The following is a 22738-nucleotide window of genomic DNA, read 5'->3' as shown; positions in this document are numbered from 1 at the left end:
ATTTGGCCGGATAACTGCGCAGGACGGGGCTGGAACGGGTAGGAGGCAAAATCAGCCGGGTGAGGGACGAGGGCTTGACGTGGGCATTAGCAAGGATGAGAGAGCTAATGCCGGATGATAATTTTAACATTCATTAAATAGAGAAATTAACATATGTCAACATGATCATCCGGCATATAAACATTATTGGCCTTTGGTAAGTTTACGCAGCGTAGGATAGATATGCGCTGCAAAGCGCTCCATGCCTACATCGGTAGGGTGTACACCATCTACCGTGCCTTCATGGTCATCGCCCAGGAAACCTTCGCCGCCCAGGTAGTGCAGGTTTTTAACGCCGGCTTTCTTCAGATCGTCGTAGGCTTTTTTCAGTTCCGCTCTTTTGCGGTATACGATGTCCATGATGTCTTTTTCAAAGTAAGCATGCTCATACGTGAAGTTCTCCACCAGCAATAGTGGTATTTGCGGTTTACAGGCGCGTATTTGCTCTACCAGCTTTACTGCGCGCTCATGTATCAGTTCAGGCGCCGTATTCGGATTACAATCGATCACAATGAGGGAAGGGTCTGTTTCACAGATCGCTTCGCCGACGGCTGTTTCAAACATGCCGTTGCCGCTGAAACCGAGGTTAACGATCGGGCGTTGCAGTTGACGTGCGAGGATATTGGTATAGGCCATACCCGGACGGGTAGCGCAGCCGCCCTGTGCGATGCTGCTGCCGTAGTATACAATTGGTTTTTTATCCATCAGCAGGGACTGCTGTGGTTTTTCGATTGCCGCACCGGCATTCACACCGATAGCGAGTGAATCTACACCATCGTAGAGGGGGAGGAACAGCACGTATTCGCGCCAGGCGCCATCCCCTTTTTTGAGGATGGTACGTTCAGAGTTGAAACTATTTTCCGGGATAGCGCTGTTAACGAACTGCCATTTATCACCCACCAGTGCATAAAGATCGAGGCCTCTCACGCCGGTGGCTGTCATGTGATTCAGGGATGTGTTGTTGAGTACTTTCCAGCGGGCGCCGATAGTGGTAGCATTGGTACGGAAGCGGATGGCAATACCGGCGGCGTTGCGGCTCAGGTTCCAGACAACAGGCCGGACAGTTTTTTCATATTTCGCGGGCAACCGGTTGTAGTTGTGTTCGCCGTGGTATTTTCCGATCACAGGAAATTCCATCGCATCGTGGTAAACAAGGGGAGTGGGCGTTTGAGCAAAGAGGCTGCAGCAGCATAATAGCAGTGCTGTCAGGGATAGCATCGTTTTGTTCATCATACGTGATTATTGGTTAGCACCGGACAAGATACAGGAAAAGAGAGAGAAAAGCACGTTTTTGAGGTGTTACGCAAACGCTTGCGCGGATAACGCAAGCGTTTGCGTACGCGGAATATGAAAAGAATTCTCTAAAATAGTGGTGCAATTACAGAAAATAGATAGCTCCAAAAGCAGCAATTACAGAACAGCGAACAATGAGGTCGATTAGCCTGTGCCACGGTGCTCTACTGTGGCAAGGTTATCGCCAAAATAAGACCGGTTTTACCGGTTATGTATCACCAGTTGAGACTCCATAATAGTATTGGTATAGTCGTTCAACGGATGCTCTCCATTCAGCAGCGACAACAACATATTTGTAGCCGCCTGTCCCTGTTCATAGGGGAATTGTTCTACCGAGGCAGCTGGTGGGAAAGCAGTGTATCCGCTGACCGGCGTATTGGCGTAAGATACAAAAGTAATGTCTTTATTTATTTCCAGTTTTCTTTTAAGGGCGTATTGTACCGCATCCATGGCCACGTAGTCGTTGAAGGTAACTATGGCCGTCACTTTTCTTTTCAGGGACAGCAGGTATTCCATCGCGCTGTCGGTGCCGGCAGCAGTGAGGTCGGCGTTGACAATCAGTTCCGGGTCGTATTTGAGGCGGTGTTTGCGCAGGGCTTTGATGTAGCCGGTGGCTCTTTCCTTGCTGGCTACCAGCTGTTCCGGACCGTTGATCATACCAATAACGCGGTGACCTTTTTTCAGCAGGAAATCTACCGCTTGTATCGTGCCTGATTCCAGGTTAACTGAAACCGCATGGATATTAGGCAGGTCGGGCACCCGGTCAAAAAAGACCACCGGAATGCGGGCCTGGCGCAGCATTTCAAAATGTTCGTAGTTACGGGTATTTTTTCCGATAGATACAATGCAACCGTCTACCCGGTGTTGTTTCATACTCTGTATGATCTGTTTTTCCCGGTCTTCGTCGTCGTGCGACTGTCCCAGCAACACGGTGTAATTATTACTGTAGGCGGTATCTTCTATACCACTGATAGCACTGGAAAAGAAGGCTTCAGACAGTTCTGGTAACAGGATACCGATGGTAAAAGTTTTCCCCTGCTGAAAATAAACAGCTGTCTGATTTCGCTCATAATTCAGTTCCGCAGCCAGTTCTTTTACCCTGGCTTTGGTTTTCAATCCTATACTGTGATGGTCATGTAAAGCCCTTGATACGGTAGATACAGAGATATTCAGCCTTTTTGCAATTTCCTTTATTGTTGGTTGACCCGAAGAAACCACCTTTCTCATACATTTTACAGCAATTAATGGAAAATAGATATCAGCAATATACGTCTGGTTGCCAAGTTACTTGTTATTAGTATAATATTAACTTTTTTTTATGGGTTCATTTAAGGAATTGAATTTACAGGGGTTAACTGAAGATATGAAAAACTAGTTTAATGCAACTGTATTAGAATTCCTTAATGCCTGTATTCTTCGGCTTGTTATTTGTTATTTTCGTGCATCCTCCATTGAACCTCTGCCAATTTTTATATATTTTATTTGTTAGATTAATTTTATTTAAAATCTATTTTATGAGGATAGTACACTTAGCCTTACCTGTGGCACTGATTACCATCATGGCATCCTGCTCTGCACCCAGGAAACTGAGAGAATCGGAGGCAAGATATGCCCGGTTGGACAGTCTGTACAGGTCAAGCGAGAACCAGCGCAAAAGATGTGAAGAAGAAGCCGCCAGAGCTGCAGCTGCCTACAAAGACAAGATGGACAACCTGCAGGAACAACAGACACAGTTGAAAAGCAACAATTCACAGATGCTGGAACACCTGAAAGAGCTGTCCGTTATATCCAATTCACAGGCGGAAAGCATTAAAAAATCACTGGATAACATCGGTGCAAAAGATGCTTATATTAAAGACCTGCAGTCTGCCATTTCCCGTAAAGACTCCCTCAACATGCAACTGGTGATGAACCTGAAAGGAGCGATCGGTAATATGGACGATAAAGACATCAACATTAAGGTAGAAAAAGGGGTGGTGTATATTGACATCTCTGATAAACTGCTGTTTAAGAGCGGTAGCTACGACGTTACCGACAGGGCGAAAGATGTACTGGGCAAAGTAGCCAAAGTACTGATCAATCAGCCTGAAATTGAGTTTATGGTGGAAGGTCACACCGATAACGTGCCTTACCGTCCGAATGTATTGCTCGACAACTGGGACCTGAGCGTGAAGAGAGCGACTTCTGTGGTACGTATTCTGCAGAACCAGTATCAGATACCAGCTGCGAGGATGACGGCAGCGGGCCGCAGCGAATTCCAGCCGGTAGCATCCAATGATACGCCGGAAGGACGTGCCGCTAACCGCCGGACCAGGATCGTGATCCTGCCGCAACTGGATCAGTTCTTCAAATTACTGGAGAAACCAGCCAACTAATCTTTTCCTGTTACAATAGCGAAGAAGGTCTGCGTGTATGCAGACCTTCTTTTTTATTTTGTACCTTCCCGTTTTTACGTTTTTATATCATGCAAGCACCTTTATTCTGTGACCCGTCCACCGGTGTATGTGAGATTCCCGGCGCGCTCACTGCTAACCATCAGGACTATACGACATTGCCAACTGACAAGCCGTTACAGTTGATTTATTTTACGGACCCGATCTGTTCCACCTGCTGGGGTATTGAGCCTCAATGGCGCCGGTTGAAACTGGAATACGGTCATTTGCTCGATATCCGTTACCATATGGGCGGGCTGTTGCCCTCCTGGGACGTCTATAACTCCGGCGGTATCAGCGGTCCGTCAGATGTAGCCCATCACTGGGAAGAGGTGGCCGGACATTACGAAATGCCGATAGATGGTAATGTATGGCTGGAAGATCCGTTACCTTCTTCTTATCCGCCTTCGATCTGGTTTAAAGCAGCTCAGCTGCAGGATGAACACAAAAGTGTTATTTTCCTGCGTCGCCTGCGGGAAATGCTTTTCCTGCAAAAAAAGAATATTACCCGTGTGGAGCCGGTCATGGAGGCTGCTGCTTATGCTCAGCTGGATACCGCCCGGCTGCAACAGGATTTTGATCATACCGCGCCAGCGTTGTTTGAGCAGGATTTGTTACTGCGTCAGCAAATGGGGGTGAGAGGATTTCCTTCAATATTCCTGGTGAATGCTGCGGGCGGCAGAGAGTTGGTATATGGCGCCAAACCTTACCCTGTGTTTACCACGGCGCTGCATAAGTTGTACCCCGAAGCCCAGCCACGCACGTATCTCCGCGGGTTGGATACTTTTTCCTATTTCCCTGCATTAACCACTAAAGAATACGCGGTATTGAACGATCTGACGATGGAGTCCGCCTATGCGCAATTGGACGGTTTCCGCCGGCAACAGCAGTTACAGGTAACGGTCGCCGGCGGCGGAGCCTTATGGACGCATTAGTCCGGGTATCCGTTGCCCTGGATTTTGGGCGCCTTTCCGGCCGTAACTATAGGTAAGACTTAGCATAAAATACTGGGACAGGTTGGTGGTTTCCAGCCTTTCCCGGTAAGTAGCGCCATAATAGGCCACCACGGTTTTATTTTGCCTTAACAGGTCAAATGCATACAATTTAACCGACAGTTTTCTGTCGGGCAGAAATGTTTTACCCACCCAGCCATTGAGCAGGGTGAATTGTGCTTTTGCATCCGTGTTATTGGTATACTGCACATTGGCGCCAACATTGAAATCCATAGGCAACCAGGCATTGGCATTCAATGACAGGGAGTATTGGATAAAGTCCGTATAGTAATCGTTTTGCAGGGAAAGCATATTGCCTCTGTAGTCCATTCCCAGTTTGGTGGTGAGTTCCAGTATTTTTTTCCAGGTGAAGGAGGCGGCGAGTATTTGAACGATTGAATATTTTTTGGTGATATTGTTGAGGTGATTGATGAGCGAAGCCGTTCTGTTGTACTCGACACTGGTGACATAGTTGACGGTGATACCCGGATGTTTGATCCGGAAGCCGATCATGTTGTTATCTGATATACCCCAGTTGCCGGATACGTTGATGGGCATACTTACCTGTCTGCCTAGCGAGTCAGTATATACCGCTGTTGAAAATGCATGTTGAATATATTGTCCTGACAGGTTATGGGCGAAGGCTACTCCTTTGATACTGTTGGAAACATACATAGCTGTTAGCATATTGACGAAGCTATTGATCAGATTTGGGTTTCCAAGTTGTACATACAGCGGGTTGGTGTTGTTATTGACTGGCCATAACATTTGTGCCTCTACCGGCATGGTCATTCCCATCAGGCCTATGTTGAGCGTTTTGTAAGGGTCCAGTTTGATAACGGCGTTGAGGTTGCGGTTTAAGTAGGTCGTATGCCGTACGGATTTGCTGCCGGTAGTGTAGTTGTCGCTGTTGAGTGTACTAAGTGAAAGCCCCGCTGATCCGATTACCATTACTTTCCCTTTGTTATAGGTCAGTGCCGGTCTTACTACGTGATTGTTAATAACGCTATGGAACCGGTAGGACAGTGAGTCATTGGGAATATAACTGTGCCATGTATTGCTGAAGTCTGATGTGTTTTGCCGGTTGTTGGTGGTTAGTCCATCGTAGGTATATGCCAGTCCGAGTGTCCAGTATTTTCCGATAGGTTCACTGTAGCTTCCGGCCGCATTCGCCACGGTGGTCTCATTTTTAGGAGACACTTTTTGATTGAGGGTATCGGCACTAAAAATGGGTAAGAACACATCGTTCTCACTGGCGTTGAGTTGGTAGCTGTATTGCCAGGATTTCCTGAAGCCGGCCTGTAAAGACAGTACGCGTCCGGTTTTTCCGAATTTATGGGAGTAGCTGCCTATTACATCCATGGATTTATTGACGGCGCTGTCCAGGTTGTGTAGCATACCACTGTTGAGTGTATCCTGGCGGCTATCGGTTGTATTATAGAGACGGTTGTTATCTATTTTTTTTGTTTCCCGTTGTATGTTTGCCGCCACAATAATTTTGTTGTTGGTATTGGGTTGCATTTCCAGGAAAGCTTCGCCGCCATTGATTTTGGAAGTCAGGTGTTTTTGAGTGTTGCTATGATAGAAGGTACTGCTGTCCCGGAAAATATTTTCCCGTTCCTGTAATTCGCTGCTGGTCATATCCAGCTCCCGGTGCCGGAGGTTCACTGTTAATTTAATTTTTTTAGAGACCTCCATTGTCGTGTAGGTATTGACGTTAAATATTTTATTGGTACCCTGGTTGTTATTCATATAGCCGCCGGCGTAGTTGGTGCTGGCATCGCTTTGGGTGTTGTTATTGTTGGCGAGTACATCTCCGAGTACGGTAATTTTTTTGCGGAACATATTAAAGGTAGCGCCGGCGTTGTAACGGTCATGTGTACCATAGCCACCGGTAACAGTACCTCTGACACCTTTTTTCATTTCCGATTTCACCACAATGTTCAGTACTTTTTCATTTTTACCTGGTTCCGCGATGCCGCTGATATTTTTTTTATCCGATATCTGGATTTTATCAGCCAGGTCGGCTTTCAATATTTCCATGACACGTTTGGCATTGCTCATATTTTGAAGCAGCGACCTTCCGTCAATGAACAATTCTTTGATAGGAGCGCCCAGGTAGAAAAGGTTCCCGTTGTCATCCATGGTGAGCCCTGGAATTTTGTCAATGAGCTCATGCATGTTGGCATTGGGGAGCGTGGAGAAATCGTTGGCATTAAATTCAATTGTATCTTTACGGATCGCCATCAGCGGTCGGTCCGCCTTAACTTCTACCCTGCTGAGACTAATACTGGGAGACAGCTGGATATAGCCGAACGTGAGTGTTTTTTGTCTCGGGTTGATCTCTACGGGAATCATTTCGGTACGGTTCCCCATAAAACTCACCAGCAGACGATAGAAGCCTACGTGAACGTTTTCGATGATGAAGCTGCCGTGTTCATCAGTCTGTGTCTGGGCTTTTACACGGGCTTTTTCATCGTAGAGCATGACCGTAGCGCCCGGGAGCGTTTTTCGGGTGTCTTTCTGATAGACGGTTCCTTTGATGGTATGCTGCGCGTGCAGGGTCGCGCAGGCACAACATCCTATAAGGAGAAGTGCGAGTTTCCGCTGGATTTGGTTAAATCCGGTCTTAATTACCTGCATCAGCTGTTTAAGTACATGAGTAGGTGAATAGCTTTCTGGGTTAGTGTATTGGTTGTCAGTTTTGTTGTAGGCCGCAAACTGTGTTGTACGGCTGGTGTATGCTGTTGAATGATGGCTAAGTTCGCATTTGTGGCGTTTATAGCGGATATTCAATTTCGTAAACGCTGTTAAGCATTTGTTATCGAAGAACGGTTGACAAACTAAAATGTAGGATTTACAAGGAGTTAGGAGATTTTTTTATATTCGGAGTGATAATGGCATAGCAAAGATGATAATTTTTTTTAGATTTTGATGACGTATTTTCAGGACAGGCGCATCGCGAAGATAACAGACAGGGAGGCTACATTACGCAGGATATGGGCCATCGGTGGAAAGACGGGCTGGTATTACGGCAACTGGATGTGGGTATTACGTGGTTACCTGGATGAGTGGGTAGGGGGGCCTGGATTAAGAAGGGGGCGCAGGCATCCATCCGATTTACAGGCCGGTGATTACCTGGATGTATGGAGGGTATTGGTAGCGGACCGGGAAGCGGGGAGGTTGTTACTGGAAGCGGAAATGAAGGTTCCCGGTGAAGCCCGGCTTGAGTTTTGTATTGAAGACGGCTGGCTGGTACAGACGGCTTCCTTTAAAGCGAAAGGTTTAGCAGGAAAATTGTATTGGTATAGTATGTTGCCCTTTCATGGGTTTATATTTCCCGGAATGATCCGTAAACTAATTTAAACTGTGTTATGATGGACGTTAAAAAGGAGATGGTAAAAACGTTGAAGGAATTATTATTAAAAGCCAATGCGCATGTGACTTTTGCCGATGCGGTGAAAGGTTTGCCGGCCGCCTTGCGGGGCGTGGTACCGGAACAGCTGCCCTATAGTATCTGGCAGTTGGTAGAACATATCCGCATTACGCAGGCCGACATCCTGGAGTTTAGCCGGGATGCCGATTATAAATCACCCCGCTGGCCGGAAGGTTACTGGCCTGCATCGCCGGCGCCGGCCAATGATCATGTATGGCAGAAGAGCCTGGACCAGATCAAGGCCGACACGCATGCGTTTATAGAATTGCTGGAAGCGCCGGAGGCGGACTTGTTCACTCCTTTTCCTTATGGCGACGGGCAGCATCTTTTCCGGGAAGCGGTACTGATTGCTGACCACACCAGTTATCATACCGGTGAGATCGTAGCCATACGCCGGTTGTTAAATGCCTGGAAATAGCTGCTTACAGGCATTTCCAGAGCGCATCCACGAACCATTTTTTACTGTCGAAGAAAAGTCCCACCGGCTGAAATCCTGATTTCAGCGCGAGCTGACCTGTATCTTCGAGCGAATATTTCTGTGAGATCTCCATATATAGTGGTTCGTACGCTTCAAAATCAATATATACATCACTACCAATTTTCACCTGTTGTTTTTCCAGGCTGACCAGATAACTTTTGCAGGCACCGGTACCCGGATCATAAGTGGGGTAGTGCTCGAACCGAGTGATGTCAAAATCAGCGCCCAGCTCACGATTGATACGGGTAAGCAGGTTGAAGTTAAACGCACGGGTGATGCCCGCGCTATCGTTATAGGCGCGAAGGATCACCTGCGGATTTTTTTTGAGGTCGAAGCCGGTGAGTAGCAGATCGCCGGGGCGCAGGTAATCCCTGAGTTCCCGGCAGAAATCGTGTGCGGCTGCCGTATCGAAGTTGCCGATGTTACCACCCATGAACAACACTACTTTTCGTTTATGGCTAAACGTATTAGCCTGTTCAAGCATGTGGAAGTATTCTCCGTTGAGCCCTTTCATGCGCAGTTCCGGCAGCATGACCGGCAACTGTTGCTCCAGCTGTTGGATCACATTGGCCGAAATATCGATGGGGAAATAGGTAAAATCTGTACCATCGGCGAGCAGCTGCCGTAACAGATGAATGGATTTGGTGGCATCGCCGGCGCCAAGTTCCACTACATCAAAGGTACCGGCTTGTTGTGCCAGTGCCGCAGCTATTTCACCGGCGCGGGTAGCGAATATTTCCATTTCACAACCGGTCAGATAATATTCCTGGCATTGCATGATCTGTTGGAACAGGCGATCACCTTCCGCATCATAAAAATATTTGGAGTCCAGGTATTTTTGTGGTGCGCTGAGTCCCTTTATTACTTCCTGATAAAAAGTGCCGGTCACCGGTTTCCTTTTACAAAGAACCGTATGGCCTGGAATTACAGTGGTTTGCATACGCAATCTTTTTAGATAAAAGCCTATTTTGCCAGCCTGATACCGGTAAACTGCCATCGCAGGGAAGGATGGAAGAAGTTGCGGTAAGTGATACGGCTATGATGAGGGGGCGTTACTTCAGAGCCACCCCTGAGAACCATTTGGTTTACCATGAATTTACCATTGTACTCGCCGATGGCGCCGGGCGCTTTGGTAAAGCCGGGATAGGGGAGATAGGCGCTTTCCGTCCATTCCCAGCGCTGCCCCCATGATAATTGTGGTGCAGCGGCTTCCCATTCAAATTCAGTTGGCAGGCGCATGCCTTTCCATGCGGCAAAGGCGGCTGCCTCGTAAAAGCTGATATGGCACAGCGGTGCATCGGGGAGGAGGGGTTGTAATCCCTGCCAGTTATAATGCATCCATTGGCCATTGATATTGTACCAGTACATCGGCATGGTAACCTCGTTTTTCTTTACCCAGTCCCATCCTTCTGCATGCCAGTGGCGAAAATCGCGGTAACCGCCTGCCTGTATGAAGTCGAGGTATTCTGCATTGGTCACCAGTGTATCACTGATGCTATAGTCGCCGAGATATACTTTATGCCGGCCCAGTTCATTGTCAAAACAAAAGCCGTTACCGGGAAAGCCGATCTCATATGTCCCTGCCTTCATCTCTAACCATGAACCGGCTGTTTTTGTTGTAACAGGCGATGTTTTAGCAGGGTCATAAGCCGGAAAAAGCGGGTTATGGCCCAGGATATATTTGATATCGGTGTATAACAATTCCTGGTGTTGTTCTTCATGATTGAGCCCGAGCGTAATCAGTGCTTCGAGTTCAGGTGTAGGTGGTGTTTCCAGGAAGGTTTGCATGGCTTCGTCTACATGCCGGCGGTAGCGTATGATATCTTCCACGGCCGGGCGGCTTAGGTTACCCCGGTCGGTACGGATCACGCGGGCGCCGACAGATTCATAGTAGCTGTTAAAGACAAAGTTATATTGCGGGTCAAATTCCGTATAGCCTTTTGCGTTAGGTATGAGTATGAACGTTTCAAAGAACCAGGTGGTATGCCCCATATGCCATTTAGGCGGACTTACATCTACCACTGGTTGTACTACATAGTCTTCCGTTTTAAGTGGTGCACAAATATCTTCCGTTCGTTTGCGTACTGTGAGATAATCTTTTTTCAGTTGCATGATACTGGTGGTTATTAATGATGCACATATGTTGCTAAATCTGATATGCTGCTGATGTGTAGCCTGGAAGCCTGTTCCCGGCGCATCATCAGCGCGTAGGTATTGTTAAAGCCGATGGGTTTCAGCCATTGTACCTGGTATTGCCTGGCAAACCCTTCCTTCACATAGTCGTATACCTTTTGGCTGTCACCGATGATACTGTCGACGGTTTGTTGCGGCGCCTGCAGTATCACCAGCAGGCCGGTGCCGGTGTATTCAGGGTACATGTCTATCTGGTCATTGACCAATGCATCGAAGACGATTTTAGTGCCGCCAAGGCCTGTTTTGGTAGTGGCGGTCAGATCGGTATAGCCTTCGATCAGCATTTTGTACATATTGGCCAGAATATAGCCATCGCCAAAGATTTTGGCGCCAATACGAATGACGCCTTTGGTACCGTTTCGGGCTGGTTTCCAGAGACCGGCCGATACCAGGAAATCTTTCGCTACCTGTTGCGGATTTTGTTTGAGATAATCCACCCGGTAGTTGAGCTCCGTCATGATGCTATCATTAATTGTACCAGAGAGTTGGTCCAGTGCCGGCGCCAATTCGGGGTATTTATCCAGCACAGCCTGCCGGACGACCGGTGCGGCATAGTAAGGTGGGAAAATATGTTTATCATCTTCCAAAACCACCAGATCAAAGGCTTTTACACGGCCATCGGTGCTGCTGCCGCTGATGACATCCAGCTTCTTTTCATAGGCCGCTTTGTACATGATCATATCGCTGATAACAAGGGTACGGAGGTGGAGACCGTAAACGGTGCCCAGTCCGATAGCGCCGTCCTTACGGCCCATAAATTCAGGGGTAAAGCCCGCTTTGAGGCGACTATTATAGGTTTCCGGCAGCAGGTAAAAAGAAGACAGCAGCAACAAAATAGCCGGCAATACCAGCGTGGTTTTACGCGCTTTGCGCATATTCAGGCGTTGCAGGCGCGACAGTCCCCAGTCGAACAGGATGGCCAGCAAGGCCGCCGGAATTGCACCCGCCAGCATCATATGGGTATTGTTGAGTGCGATACCACCGAAGATAAATTCACCGAGGCCGCCGGCAGCGATGTAGGCCGCCAGGGTGGCCACGCCCACGTTAATCACCGTAGCCGTGCGGATACCGGCCAGGATCACCGGCATTGCCAATGGAAGCTGTACTTTCAGCAATAGTTGCCGTGGACTCAACCCCATGCCGGTTGCTGCTTCCATCACGTTCGGATCTACACCCTGAATGCCGGTGTAGGTATTCCGGACCACCGGCAGCAGCGCATAAAGGAACAGGGCCACGATGGCGGGTTTGGGGCCAATGCCCAACAGCGGGATCATAAATCCCAGTAAGGCAATACTGGGAATGGTTTGCAGGATACCGGTAATGCCTAATACAGGACCAGCGAGTTTTTGACGGCGGGAAATGAGGATACCGGCAGGTACCCCAATACAGACGGCTATCAGTACAGAGATAAACGTAAGACCGGTATGTGTGAGGGTTTGTTCCAGCAGTTTACCGGACTGCTGCCGGACAAAATCCAAAAACGTTTCAGGTGTGTCCATGCTGGCTGACTGTTTTTTTATAAGCGTTGATAGCATTCATCAGAATGTTTCCATCCAGTTGTTTTTCTTCATTCCTGAAAGTACTGCCGGCTTTGTCCTGTATCAGGTATTCCAGCGTGTCCCAACAGTTGGTATCGGCCGAAAGCAGCGTGCCGTTTCCGCTATTGCTGCCATCCAGGTAAGGCCATATATCCCGGAGGCGGAGCGACTTCAACTCCAGTTCCAGCCGTTGTTTGTCGAGGAAGTGCCGCACAAAATCATTGGCCGGGTTAAACAGCAGCTCCGTAGCGGCGCCCATCTGCTGGATGCGGCCTTCGTTCATGATACAGATACGGCTGCCCAGTTCAAATGCTTCTTCCACATCATGTGTAACAAGAATGATGGTCTTGCTGTTCAGTTCATCCAGCAGTTTAAATTCGTTGCGGACGCTGATGCGGGTGAGCGGGTCCAGTGCCCCGAAAGGTTCATCCATCAGCAGTATGGGTGGATCGGCAGCGAGTGCGCGGGCCAGCCCCACCCGTTGTTGCTGACCGCCGCTGAGTTGTTGCGGATATACGTGAGCGTAGGTGGCAGGCGGCAGCCGTAGTTTTTCCATCAGCGTCAGTGCCCTGTTGCGGATACGGGATTTGTCCCATTGCAGCAGCTGTGGTACGATGCTGATATTTTCCAGTACCGTGTAGTGCGGAAATAGACCGGTGTTCTGCAATACATAGCCTATGTTACGGCGCAGGTTTTCGGGGGACTCCGTTCTGATATTTTTCGTTCCGATAAAAATGTCTCCCTGGTCCGGTATCAGGAGGCGGTTGATCATGCGCAGCGTCGTGGTTTTGCCACAGCCGCTGGTACCCAGCAGCACGAGGGTTTCACCTGGCTGAACTTCAAACGAAAGGTCATTGACTGCATTTTTACCGTGACGGAAACTTTTTGAAACATGCGATACTTTAATCATAATATCAAATAGACGGTGTTGGGGAAAATTATACTCATATTGACCGTTATTTTTCCAGTGTCATGAACAGGTTATTGAGTGATTCGGCGTAGAGGGGATGAGCGAAAATCATATCCCGTAGTTGCGTTGCCGTTATACCGCCCAGCATGGCCATTTGCAGTACGGACATGATTTCACCGCCTTCCGTACCGATGACTGCAGCGCCCAGGATCTGACCAGTATGTTCATGTACGACGGCTTTCATAAATCCTGCTGTTTCACCGGTTTCGATGGCCCTGGCTACCTTGTCCATACTGAGATGTGCTACTTTTACCGGGTACCCGGCCTGCCGGGCGCTGGTTTCGGATAAGCCGATACGTCCGAGTTGCGGGTCGGTGAACATACAATAGGGCAGTTGCCTGGTTTTAGTACTGAGTTCTGCTTCTTCGAAAAGGTTTTTGTAAAGAATGAGATGATCATTGTAGGAGATGTGGGTGAAAGCGGGGCCGGGTTTCACATCGCCTATCGCATAGATACCCGGGCAGCTGGTCTCCAGTTGATCATTCACCTGTACATATCCTTTTTCATCCAGGGTGACATTCGTTTTACTGAGTTGTAATGCAGCCGTTTGCGGATTGCGGCCGGTAGCCACCAGTAAATGGGTACCGGTGATGATATGGCTTTTACCCGCGGTTTGTAACTGTACTTCAATATGATCCTGTGTACCGCTGATTTTTTCCGTGGTGGTGGCGGTGTACACTTCGATATCTTCCGCTTCCAGTATTTTTTTTATCACTGCTGCCACATCTGGATCTTCTTTAGACATGAGCTGTGCGCTTTTCTCCACGATGGTGACCGTACTGCCCAAACGCCGGTACAGCTGGCCCATTTCAAGGGCTATATAGCCGCCGCCGAGGATAATCAGTTCAGGTGGCACTTTCACTTCTTCCTGCAGGCTGGTGGAGGTGAGGTAGGGCACATCCCGGAGGCCGGGTATTTCCGGGATAAAAGGGGCTGCGCCGGTATTGATAAAGATATGTGTTGCCGTTAGTTCGCGGATGCTGCCGTCGTGCATGGTGACTGTCAGCGTTTTTACGCCGGAGAAAACGGCGGTGCCCATTAGTACTGTAACCCCGGCTTTTTCCAGGTTTTTAACGGTTCCATTTCTGAATTGTTGCACCACTTCATTTTTACGGGCTATGATCGCGGGAAGGTCCACGGTATAGCCCTGGTTGCGGATGCCCCAGGTGTCGCTGCGTGACAGCAGGTGTGCTATGCGTGCGCTGGCAATCATGGTTTTGGTGGGAGTACAGCCGTCGTTGATACAGGTACCACCGGGCTGCCGTTGTTCTACCAGGGCTATTTTCCATCCTTTCTCCGCCATTTTCTTCGCCAGGGGATTGCCGCCCTGTCCTGAGCCGATTACAATTGCATCGAAATTCTCCATGAGCTTTATTTTTGGGAGCATCAATATTCGTTCCCGAGCCGGGGGAAGGGAGGATTTTTTTGACAAACATATTATTCCGTGGCTTTTAGCCCTGGCGTAAAATGCTGTATCTTTGCGCTCCTGAAAATACAGATTTTGGTTAAGATTGACAACATAACACTGCCCGATTTCCCACTGTTGCTGGCTCCCATGGAGGATGTGAGCGATCCGCCTTTCCGTGCTGTCTGCAAAGACACCGGGGCGGACCTGATGTATACTGAATTTATATCAAGTGAAGGCCTGATCCGCGATGCGATCCAGTGCCGCCGTAAGCTGGATATTTTCGAGTATGAGCGGCCGGTAGGTATCCAGATTTTCGGGGGCGACGAGGATAGTCTGGCTATGGCCGCTAAAATCGTGGATGTCACCAATCCCGACCTGCTGGACATCAACTTTGGCTGTCCGGTAAAAAAAGTGGCTGGCCGTGGCGCCGGCGCCGGTGTACTGAAAGACCTCGATTTGATGGTGCGACTCACTGACGCCGTGGTAAAGGCCACAAAGCTGCCGGTAACGGTTAAAACACGCCTGGGATGGGACGATGATACCAAAAACATTGAAGAGGTGGCAGAAAGGCTGCAGGATGTCGGTATCAAGGCATTGGCCATTCATGGCCGCACCCGCTGTCAGATGTACAAAGGAGAAGCCGACTGGACCCTTATTGGTAAAGTGAAGAATAATCCCCGTATACATATCCCGATTTTTGGCAATGGTGATATTAACACTCCGCAGAAAGCGGTGGAGTACAGAAACCGCTACGGTGTGGATGGTATCATGATCGGCAGAGCTGTAATCGGTTATCCGTGGTTGTTCCGCGAAATCAAACATTATGTGAAAACCGGTGAATTACTGGCCGGACCTACACTGGAAGAGCGTATTGCCGTCAGCAAAAAACACCTGCGCCTTTCCGTAGAATGGAAAGGACCCGTAGTAGGCATCAATGAAATGAGAGGATGTTACGCCAATTACCTGAAAGGGTTGCCTAATATCAAAGAGTTCCGCAGCCGGCTGGTGACACAGAAAACAGTGGACGAAGTGGAAGCGGTGCTGGATGAAGTTGAAGCGTATTATAAAGGCATCGAAATAACGAATGAGCCGATAGAGATGATTGATTATCATCAAAACTGTAAACTGTGATGATCATGATTATGGCTGATTACGCTGATTAGCGGAGATGGAAGCGAAGAATGAATTGAAAATAAAACAGAGAGGTCAACCCTCTCTGTTTTATTTTTTGTGATAAGCCCTGATACTTACAGCATCAGGGCTTTCTTGTGTATATCATCAGCGGTTGACCGGCTGATATTCTTCAAAGGTTACCGACGCGTTGGCGCGTCCGGAAGAGAGTGTACGCAGTACCGTTACATAACCGAAAAGATCGGCCAGCGGTACGCTGGCAGTGATATCCTGCACGTTGTTTTTGATTTCCATGTGACGGATTACGCCACGGCGCCTGTTGATGTCGCCGGTGAGGGCGCCGGTATATTCTTCCGGTGTGGTCACTTCCACGGACATTACCGGTTCCAGCATTTTAGGACCGGCGTGGCCTGCAATGTTGCGGAAGGCGATCATGGCTACCTGTTCAAAGTCCTGCGCATGGGAGTCGGTGGTATGTATTTTACCATCGAGCAACCGGATACGCATGGCATGTACGGGGTATCCTTTCAGCGGACCGGTTTTCATCGCTGCTTCAAAGCCTTTGCTGATGGAAGGGATGAACTCCCTCGGGATCACGCCGCCTTTGATATCGTTGATAAATTCCAGGCCTGGTTTACCGTCTTCACGGGGTGACAGTTCAAACGTGATGTCTGCAAAGTTGCCCGATCCACCGGTTTGTTTTTTAAGCACTTCATGGTGCGTAACGGTTTGCGTGAATATTTCCTTGTACGCAATCTGCGGTGCGCCTTTGTTAATCTGCAGCTGGTATTCGGTAGCCAGTTTTTCCAGTACCACTTCCAGGTGCAGTTCGCCCATGCCTTTGAGAATGGTTTGCCCGGAGGCTTTATCCACTTCAACAGACAGGGTGGGGTCTTCATCCAGCAGTCCTGCCAGCGCTTCTCCCAGTTTATCGGCGTCTTTAGCCGCTTTGGCTTCCACCGCGTAACCGATCATAGGTTCAGGGAAACTGATGCGTTCCAGCAGTACCGGGTGATCGGGGTGTGCGAGCGTATCACCTGTTTTTACGTCTTTGAGTCCTACTACCGCGCCGATATCGCCGGCGATGATTTCCGCAGCGGGTTCATATTTATCGGACATGATGCGCAACAGTCGGCTGATGCGTACGGTACGGCCGGTGCGGCTGTTCCGGAGCATGTCGCCTGTACGTAAACTACCGGCGTATACACGTACTAACGTTAACCTGCCTACGTAATCATCTACCATGATTTTGAAAGCCAGTGCCGCCACGTTGTTTTCCGGGGTAGCGGATATGCTGACCGGTTCATCAGTATCCGGGTCTGTTGCCTGTATCACCGGGATGTCTTCCGGAGATGGCAGGTAGGCTATCACGGCATCGAGCAGGGGCTGTATACCTTTGTTTTTATATGCAGCGCCTGCGAGGGCGGGCACGGCCAGCATGTGAAGCGTAGCGTAACGCATCGCTTCCACCAGCAGGCTTTCGCTCACCTGGTTGGGCGTACTGGTGTATTGTTCCAGCAGCGGTTCATACAGGAGCGACAGTTCTTCTATCATCGTTTGACGGGCCGCAGTGGCTGCCGCGAGCAGCTGTTCCGGTATCGCTGTTTCTTCAAACAGTTTACCATCATCATCATGCCATAGCAGCGCTTTCATACGGATAAGGTCTACTACGCCTATGAAGCTGTCTTCCTGACCGATGGGCAGTTGCAGCGGAATCACATTTGCGTGTAGCCGTTCCCGTATTTCATTGACAACGCGCTGGAAGTCGGCACCCTGGCGGTCCATTTTATTGATCATAGCGATGCGGGGCACGCGGTAATGATCGGCCTGGCGCCAAACGGTTTCTGATTGCGGTTGTACGCCGGAGCGGGCGCAGAACACGGCAACGGCGCCGTCGAGTACCCGCAGGGACCGTTCCACTTCTGCTGTAAAGTCCACGTGGCCGGGCGTGTCAATAATATTGACCTGGTATTTATTGCCCGCATAATTCCAGTAAGTAGTGATAGCGGCAGAAGAGATGGTAATGCCGCGTTTTTCTTCCTGGGGGTCGGTGTCCATGATGGTATTGCCTTCATCCACATTGCCCAGTTTATGGGTAAGGCCGGTATAATACAGCATTCTTTCCGTGAGTGTTGTTTTACCGGCGTCGATATGCGCCATGATACCTATATTTCTGAATCGGGACAGTTGTTGTCTCATATAATCTTCTTTAAAAAATGGAATAAAAAAGCCTCTCATGCGGTAATGGGAGGCCTTGCGTGAATGCAATAGTATGCCAGACATTACCGGTGTGGCCGGATGTATACAGTCATTGTTTTGATCAATACTTTCATATGGCAGTGATCATTTACAGCATGTAAAAAGGAAAGTCGGTATTCTACGGGGAGACAAAATAAAAAGGCCTCTTCGGGTAAAGAGGCCTCCAGTATGATATTGGGAGCTATTACTGTTTGATGTACCTCTTATATCCGGGTTGGATTTGCCTCCCCGTCTTGAATAAAGACAATGCGGGTGCTTGCAATTACCGCTCTGATAACGGAATTGTTTTTCCTGCCTGTCTGATATTTAAAGGTATGTTTCATCTGTTTTGCAAGTTATTTTTTGCGATGCAAATATAGTTATTTCTACAATACCGACAAAGCGTGCAGATGATATGTCTCATACTTTTACAGAAAAATCACCGGATTGTACCGGTGTTGTTTGATGCAGGGCCCGTACATTTGTGTATTGTTTTAATATAAATTTGAAGACCATGCAGATTACAGATCTTACAGGTACCGTACAACTGGCAAACGGTGTGCATATGCCTTATTTTGGATTAGGCGTTTGGCAGACAAATGAAGGGCAGGAAGTAGTAGATGCCGTTACCTATGCATTGGATGCAGGTTACCGTCATATCGATACCGCCGCGATCTATAAAAATGAAGAAGGGGTAGGTATTGCGATAGCGAATAATAAAACAGACCGCAAGGATATTTTTGTTACCAGTAAGGTTTGGAATGCTGACCAGGGATATGATAAAACCCTGAGAGCTTTTGATGATTCCCTGAGCAAACTGAAGACCGATTATCTCGATCTTTACCTGATACACTGGCCGGTAAAAGGGCAGTATAAAGAAACGTGGCGGGCGTTGGAACAACTGTATGCCGATGGCCGTGTGAAGGCGATTGGTGTGAGCAATTTCCTGCAACATCACCTGGAGGATTTGTTCCAGAGCGCTAAGGTATTACCGATGGTGGATCAGCTGGAGTTCCACCCATACCTCGTACAACAATCGCTGCTTGATTTCTGTGGCCAGCATCATATTCAATTCGAGGCCTGGAGCCCGTTGATGCAGGGTAATGCATTTAAAGTAGATGAACTGGTGTCTCTCGCTCAAAAATACGGCGTATCAGTAGCGCAACTGGTGCTGCGCTGGGATTTACAAAAAGGCGTGGTGACTATTCCCAAAAGTATCCGGCAGCAGCGTATTATCGCCAATGCCGAAGTATTTAATTTTGAGATTACGCCGGAAGACGTGGCTGCTATTGACGCGCTGGACCGTGAACAAAGATTTGGCCCGAACCCGGATAGTTTTGATTTCTAATGGATTGATTTTTAAAGCATACGGATCATGCTTGTACCTGGCCGCCTCTACACAGCAGAGGCGGTTTTTTATTTTTCCCATTAAAACATCTGATGTTTTAAATAAACATCATACCTTTGTGCCGACATCGGTAAATGAAACATTTATGGACCAGACATCGAAACTTTCCAACCGCGTGATCAACGCTATTCAGAAAGACATCTCCCAGGGTATTTACAAACCCGGACAAAAGATACCTACAGAACCCGAATTAATGGTGCAGTATGCCGTTGGCCGTTCCACCATCCGGGAGGCGATAAAAACCCTGGCTATGTCGGGTATACTGCGGGTACAGCAAGGCTCAGGCACTTATGTGAATGAATCAGTACAAACAGAATCGCTGGATCAGCGTCTGCGGCGGGCTGATTTTGAGGAAATCAACCAGGTACGGCGTATGCTGGACTATGAAATAGTGAAGCTGGCAGCGCAGCATCATACCCAAGCGGCGCTGACGGACATGAAGAAGTACCTGGACCTGCGCAAAAAAGCTATCCTGGGACAACAGTACCACGATTGTATGGAGGCTGATATTGCTTTTCATATGGCTATTGCCAAAGCCAGCGGTAATCATGTACTGGCAGACCTCTACCGTAGCTTCACGGCGGTGATCCGGGATTTTTTTGCTAAGAGGGATACGGAGAGCATCAGTCATTTTGCTATCAGTCACCATCTGCATGAACAACTCTTTGAAGCGATTAAGAGCGGGAATATCAAACTCTCACGGCAGGCTATGGAAGATATCCTCGACAACAACTACTAAACATTCCGAAAGATGAACATACTTATTTTTAGCCTGATACTCCTGGCAGGTGCTTATGTAGCGGGGCTTTTAGGGTCACTGACCGGGCTGGGCGGAGGCGTGGTCGTAATTCCATTATTAACGCTGGTATTCCATGTAGACATCCGTTATGCGATAGGAGCGGCGTTGCTGGCCTCTATTGCCAATTCGTCCGGAGCGGCATCGGCATATATCAAAGAAGGGATCACGAATGTACGGTTGGGCATGTTCCTGGAAATAGCCACCACACTGGGCGCCGTGGGAGGCGCGTTGATAGCGGTTTTCACACCTACCAATACCATTGCTGTCCTCTTTGGGGTAGTACTGATATTTTCTGCCCTGATGACGGTTCGTAAAAAACATGAACATGCTTTACAGGAAGGCAGCCGTTTATCCTATGTATTAAAACTGAATGGCAGTTATCCTACCCCGCAGGGAGAAGTATCCTATAAACTCACCAATATCGGCGGTGGTTTTTCCATCATGCTGCTCGCCGGTGTGTTGTCGGGGTTACTGGGTATTGGTTCCGGCGCCTTGAAAGTATTGGCGATGGATGGGGCCATGAAGATACCGTTTAAGGTAAGTACCACCACCAGCAATTTTATGATCGGCGTGACCGCTGCGGCCAGTGCCGTAGTGTACCTGCAGCGGGGTTATATTGATCCGGGTATTGCTTTCCCGGTGGTATTGGGCGTATTGGGAGGTGCATTTACCGGCGCCAGGTTACTCACTGTTTTGAATCCGAAAACGTTGCGTTACATTTTCTGCGTTGCCATCTCTTTTGTGGCGCTGGAAATGATCTACAACGGATTACATCACCAGTTTTAAGCAACAGTTATGAAGTTGATCAGAAAATTAACCGGCGACCGTGATATCGCTTTGTTTGTAGGCCAGGTGCTGCGTACCGGCGTTATCTCTGCCAGTGCCATTGCTTTTGTAGGCGGGGTGATGTACCTGTCCAGGCATGGCGCCGACAGTATGCCGGATTACAGCACTTTTACCGGCGAAGGGAAAGAATACACTACTTTCAGCGGTATTTTCCGCGGATTGGCTACATTCAAGCCCTCCGCCGTGATTCAGTTTGGTGCGCTGATATTACTGGCTACGCCTATACTGCGCGTATTTTTCTCCCTCGTAGGTTTTGCCGTGGAAAAAGACCGGCTCTACGTGGTGATTACCCTGATTGTATTGGGCATCATCCTGTTCAGTATGTTCGGGGGCTTGAAAGTATAGGCCTATTGCAGTGCAGCAAAGATGGCATCAATATCTGCCTTATTATTGTAGAAGTTGATACCGATCGTCAGCATATTGTTTTTATAACGGGCCATGATCTTGTGCTGCTCCAGTCGCAGGAATTGTTCCGGTGTTATTTTCAGTCGCTGTATAGCCGAAGCATGCTGTGGTTCAAAGTTGGACAACACTTCTATGCCATGTTTCGCCGCTTGTTCATGCAGGTAGCTGATCAGCGTGTGTACATAGGCGTTAATATCTGCAATGCCCAGAGTTTCGATCGTCCGCATGGCCTCTCCCAGTAACAGGATGTTCACGAAAGCGGGTGTTCCCGGTTCAAATACCGTGGCGTCTTTCTTAGGCGTAAACTGCGTATAGTCTTGTGTGGTATCAAAGTCCGGATTAGGATAGGTAACATTGTACCAGCCCATGGTGGCGGGTGTGTATTTTTCCAGCAGTTGACGGGATACATACATACCACCGCTGCAATAACCTGCTGCTGCCCATTTGTAGGTGTGGAAGATGAGTATATCGATATGGCAGGCCTTCACATCTATCTCGTTGATGGGGTAGGACTGGGTGGCATCTACAATCAGTATCAGGCCGTGTTTTTTGCATAAGGCGCCGATGGCTTCCAGGTTGTGCCGGTAACCGGAACGGAACATTACGTGGCTGAGGATCAGTATACGGGTGTTGGGCGTGATGTGTTGTTCAATAAGGCTGACCGGGATGGCCCCGTTTTTTTCCGGTTCTACCAGTCGCACGGTATGACCATGATGTATCCACGGAACAAAGCTGGTGGGGAAATCATCTTTCATGGTCAGGATTTCAAACGTCTTAGGGAACATGCCCGTCAGTGATCCCATGGCCTGGGCGGTGTTGGTAATAAACGCGATCTCTGAAGGTGTGGCGCCGACGGTGCGGGCCAGCATAGCCCGGATGTTTTCGACTTCGGCATCCCAGGCGGGTATGACACCACGGCCCAACTCACTTTGGGCTGTCAGCAGTTCCTGGGCTTTGGCTACATATGACTTGCTGACCGGTCCTCCTCCATTGGTGAAGAAGTAAGTACAGTTATTGAATACCGGAAAATCAGCTCTTATTTTTTCCCATTTGCTCATCGTTGTCGGGTATTTTATTTACAAGGTAAGGTATTTAGTACGTTGAAAAAAAATGCCAGGGCTTTCGTCCTGGC

19 protein-coding genes are annotated in these 22738 nt (G+C 48.7%); 9 read left to right on the top strand and 10 right to left on the bottom strand.

Annotated elements, in window-relative coordinates; all coding sequences use genetic code 11:
• Window positions 1-183 precede the first annotated feature (183 nt).
• Complete coding sequence (locus ICL07_RS04230; protein ID WP_188086689.1) at window positions 184-1272, bottom strand: SGNH/GDSL hydrolase family protein; 1089 nt, start codon at window positions 1270-1272, stop codon at window positions 184-186.
• Between the two features lie 261 nt (window positions 1273-1533).
• Window positions 1534-2559: a LacI family DNA-binding transcriptional regulator gene (locus ICL07_RS04225; RefSeq protein WP_188086688.1), complete on the bottom strand. Its 1026-nt coding sequence runs from the start codon at window positions 2557-2559 to the stop codon at window positions 1534-1536.
• A gap of 287 nt (window positions 2560-2846) precedes the next feature.
• On the opposite strand from ICL07_RS04225, the gene ICL07_RS04220 reads away from it, so the two are divergent.
• Both ICL07_RS04220 and ICL07_RS04215 read left to right on the top strand, forming a co-directional pair.
• Entirely contained in the window at window positions 2847-3707 is an 861-nt protein-coding gene (locus ICL07_RS04220; protein ID WP_188086687.1) for an OmpA/MotB family protein, read from the top strand.
• A gap of 89 nt (window positions 3708-3796) precedes the next feature.
• The gene (locus ICL07_RS04215; RefSeq protein ID WP_223151743.1) at window positions 3797-4699 is read left to right on the top strand and encodes a DsbA family protein; all 903 of its coding nucleotides are present in this window, start codon (window positions 3797-3799) and stop codon (window positions 4697-4699) included.
• Here ICL07_RS04215 and ICL07_RS04210 read toward each other — a convergent pair.
• Window positions 4685-7399 (bottom strand): carboxypeptidase-like regulatory domain-containing protein, encoded by a 2715-nt coding sequence (locus tag ICL07_RS04210; protein WP_188086686.1) that lies wholly within the window; start codon window positions 7397-7399, stop codon window positions 4685-4687. The two genes, ICL07_RS04215 and ICL07_RS04210, sit on opposite strands and share 15 nt — an antisense overlap.
• Window positions 7400-7690: 291 nt before the next feature.
• Between ICL07_RS04210 and ICL07_RS04205 the strand changes: the two genes are divergently transcribed.
• Both ICL07_RS04205 and ICL07_RS04200 read left to right on the top strand, forming a co-directional pair.
• Entirely contained in the window at window positions 7691-8122 is a 432-nt protein-coding gene (locus ICL07_RS04205) for a DUF2867 domain-containing protein (RefSeq protein WP_188086685.1), read from the top strand.
• An 8-nt stretch (window positions 8123-8130) separates the two neighbouring features.
• A complete protein-coding gene (locus ICL07_RS04200; RefSeq protein WP_223151742.1) occupies window positions 8131-8610 on the top strand; it encodes a DinB family protein in 480 nt (159 codons plus the stop codon).
• Window positions 8611-8614: 4 nt separating this feature from the next.
• On the opposite strand, the gene ICL07_RS04195 is transcribed toward ICL07_RS04200, so the two are convergent.
• Genes ICL07_RS04195 through ICL07_RS04175 form a run of 5 tightly spaced genes read right to left on the bottom strand, consistent with a single transcriptional unit; the run spans window position 8615 to window position 14737 of the window.
• The gene (locus ICL07_RS04195; protein WP_188086684.1) at window positions 8615-9610 is read right to left on the bottom strand and encodes an L-histidine N(alpha)-methyltransferase; all 996 of its coding nucleotides are present in this window, start codon (window positions 9608-9610) and stop codon (window positions 8615-8617) included.
• Window positions 9611-9633: 23 nt separating this feature from the next.
• The gene (gene egtB / locus ICL07_RS04190; protein WP_188086683.1) at window positions 9634-10782 is read right to left on the bottom strand and encodes an ergothioneine biosynthesis protein EgtB; all 1149 of its coding nucleotides are present in this window, start codon (window positions 10780-10782) and stop codon (window positions 9634-9636) included.
• A gap of 14 nt (window positions 10783-10796) precedes the next feature.
• Window positions 10797-12362, bottom strand: a complete 1566-nt coding sequence (locus ICL07_RS04185) for an ABC transporter permease/substrate-binding protein (RefSeq protein WP_188086682.1) — start codon at window positions 12360-12362, stop codon at window positions 10797-10799.
• Window positions 12349-13311 (bottom strand): ABC transporter ATP-binding protein, encoded by a 963-nt coding sequence (locus tag ICL07_RS04180; RefSeq protein ID WP_188086681.1) that lies wholly within the window; start codon window positions 13309-13311, stop codon window positions 12349-12351. The genes ICL07_RS04185 and ICL07_RS04180 overlap by 14 nt, the downstream gene beginning before the upstream one ends.
• 46 nt (window positions 13312-13357) lie before the next feature.
• Window positions 13358-14737, bottom strand: coding sequence for a mercuric reductase (locus tag ICL07_RS04175; protein ID WP_188086680.1), 1380 nt, complete (start codon window positions 14735-14737; stop codon window positions 13358-13360).
• A 135-nt stretch (window positions 14738-14872) separates the two neighbouring features.
• Between ICL07_RS04175 and dusB the strand changes: the two genes are divergently transcribed.
• The gene (dusB, locus tag ICL07_RS04170; RefSeq protein ID WP_188086679.1) at window positions 14873-15910 is read left to right on the top strand and encodes a tRNA dihydrouridine synthase DusB; all 1038 of its coding nucleotides are present in this window, start codon (window positions 14873-14875) and stop codon (window positions 15908-15910) included.
• A gap of 147 nt (window positions 15911-16057) precedes the next feature.
• Here the strand turns inward: dusB and fusA are convergent, their stop codons facing one another.
• Window positions 16058-18109 carry an elongation factor G gene (fusA, locus tag ICL07_RS04165; protein WP_188086678.1) on the bottom strand — a complete coding sequence of 684 codons (2052 nt, stop codon included), beginning with the start codon at window positions 18107-18109 and terminating at the stop codon, window positions 16058-16060.
• A 553-nt stretch (window positions 18110-18662) separates the two neighbouring features.
• Here fusA and ICL07_RS04160 point away from each other — a divergent pair.
• From ICL07_RS04160 to ICL07_RS04145, 4 genes are all read left to right on the top strand, one after another.
• Window positions 18663-19496 (top strand): aldo/keto reductase, encoded by an 834-nt coding sequence (locus ICL07_RS04160; protein WP_188086677.1) that lies wholly within the window; start codon window positions 18663-18665, stop codon window positions 19494-19496.
• Window positions 19497-19641: 145 nt separating this feature from the next.
• On the top strand, window positions 19642-20295 hold the full coding sequence (locus ICL07_RS04155) for a FadR/GntR family transcriptional regulator (RefSeq protein ID WP_188086676.1): 654 nt from the start codon (window positions 19642-19644) through the stop codon (window positions 20293-20295).
• Window positions 20296-20307: 12 nt separating this feature from the next.
• Entirely contained in the window at window positions 20308-21141 is an 834-nt protein-coding gene (locus ICL07_RS04150; RefSeq protein ID WP_188086675.1) for a sulfite exporter TauE/SafE family protein, read from the top strand.
• 9 nt (window positions 21142-21150) lie between these two features.
• Window positions 21151-21546 carry a DUF1634 domain-containing protein gene (locus tag ICL07_RS04145; protein WP_188086674.1) on the top strand — a complete coding sequence of 132 codons (396 nt, stop codon included), beginning with the start codon at window positions 21151-21153 and terminating at the stop codon, window positions 21544-21546.
• Window positions 21547-21548: 2 nt separating this feature from the next.
• On the opposite strand, the gene ICL07_RS04140 is transcribed toward ICL07_RS04145, so the two are convergent.
• Entirely contained in the window at window positions 21549-22664 is a 1116-nt protein-coding gene (locus tag ICL07_RS04140) for an aminotransferase class V-fold PLP-dependent enzyme (protein WP_188086673.1), read from the bottom strand.
• Between the last annotated feature and the right edge of the window lie 74 nt (window positions 22665-22738).

Source organism: Chitinophaga qingshengii, assembly GCF_014529935.1.
In the GTDB taxonomy this organism is placed as follows: domain Bacteria; phylum Bacteroidota; class Bacteroidia; order Chitinophagales; family Chitinophagaceae; genus Chitinophaga; species Chitinophaga qingshengii.
Note: the sequence above shows the minus strand (reverse complement) of the source record. Positions and strands in the feature narration are given on the sequence as shown.

Bases quoted from the DNA above. Each gene is read 5' to 3' on its own strand.
- ICL07_RS04230 (WP_188086689.1), bottom strand. From the start codon at position 1,272: ATGATGAACAAAACGATGCTATCCCTGACAGCACTGCTATTATGCTGC.
- ICL07_RS04155 (WP_188086676.1), top strand. From the start codon at position 19,642: ATGGACCAGACATCGAAACTTTCCAACCGCGTGATCAACGCTATTCAG.
- ICL07_RS04140 (WP_188086673.1), bottom strand. From the start codon at position 22,664: ATGAGCAAATGGGAAAAAATAAGAGCTGATTTTCCGGTATTCAATAAC.
- ICL07_RS04150 (WP_188086675.1), top strand. From the start codon at position 20,308: ATGAACATACTTATTTTTAGCCTGATACTCCTGGCAGGTGCTTATGTA.
- ICL07_RS04145 (WP_188086674.1), top strand. From the start codon at position 21,151: ATGAAGTTGATCAGAAAATTAACCGGCGACCGTGATATCGCTTTGTTT.
- ICL07_RS04175 (WP_188086680.1), bottom strand. From the start codon at position 14,737: ATGGAGAATTTCGATGCAATTGTAATCGGCTCAGGACAGGGCGGCAAT.
- ICL07_RS04200 (WP_223151742.1), top strand. From the start codon at position 8,131: ATGATGGACGTTAAAAAGGAGATGGTAAAAACGTTGAAGGAATTATTA.
- egtB (WP_188086683.1), bottom strand. From the start codon at position 10,782: ATGCAACTGAAAAAAGATTATCTCACAGTACGCAAACGAACGGAAGAT.
- ICL07_RS04185 (WP_188086682.1), bottom strand. From the start codon at position 12,362: ATGGACACACCTGAAACGTTTTTGGATTTTGTCCGGCAGCAGTCCGGT.
- ICL07_RS04195 (WP_188086684.1), bottom strand. From the start codon at position 9,610: ATGCAAACCACTGTAATTCCAGGCCATACGGTTCTTTGTAAAAGGAAA.
- ICL07_RS04210 (WP_188086686.1), bottom strand. From the start codon at position 7,399: ATGCAGGTAATTAAGACCGGATTTAACCAAATCCAGCGGAAACTCGCA.
- ICL07_RS04205 (WP_188086685.1), top strand. From the start codon at position 7,691: ATGACGTATTTTCAGGACAGGCGCATCGCGAAGATAACAGACAGGGAG.
- ICL07_RS04180 (WP_188086681.1), bottom strand. From the start codon at position 13,311: ATGATTAAAGTATCGCATGTTTCAAAAAGTTTCCGTCACGGTAAAAAT.
- ICL07_RS04220 (WP_188086687.1), top strand. From the start codon at position 2,847: ATGAGGATAGTACACTTAGCCTTACCTGTGGCACTGATTACCATCATG.
- ICL07_RS04215 (WP_223151743.1), top strand. From the start codon at position 3,797: ATGCAAGCACCTTTATTCTGTGACCCGTCCACCGGTGTATGTGAGATT.
- fusA (WP_188086678.1), bottom strand. From the start codon at position 18,109: ATGAGACAACAACTGTCCCGATTCAGAAATATAGGTATCATGGCGCAT.
- ICL07_RS04160 (WP_188086677.1), top strand. From the start codon at position 18,663: ATGCAGATTACAGATCTTACAGGTACCGTACAACTGGCAAACGGTGTG.
- ICL07_RS04225 (WP_188086688.1), bottom strand. From the start codon at position 2,559: ATGAGAAAGGTGGTTTCTTCGGGTCAACCAACAATAAAGGAAATTGCA.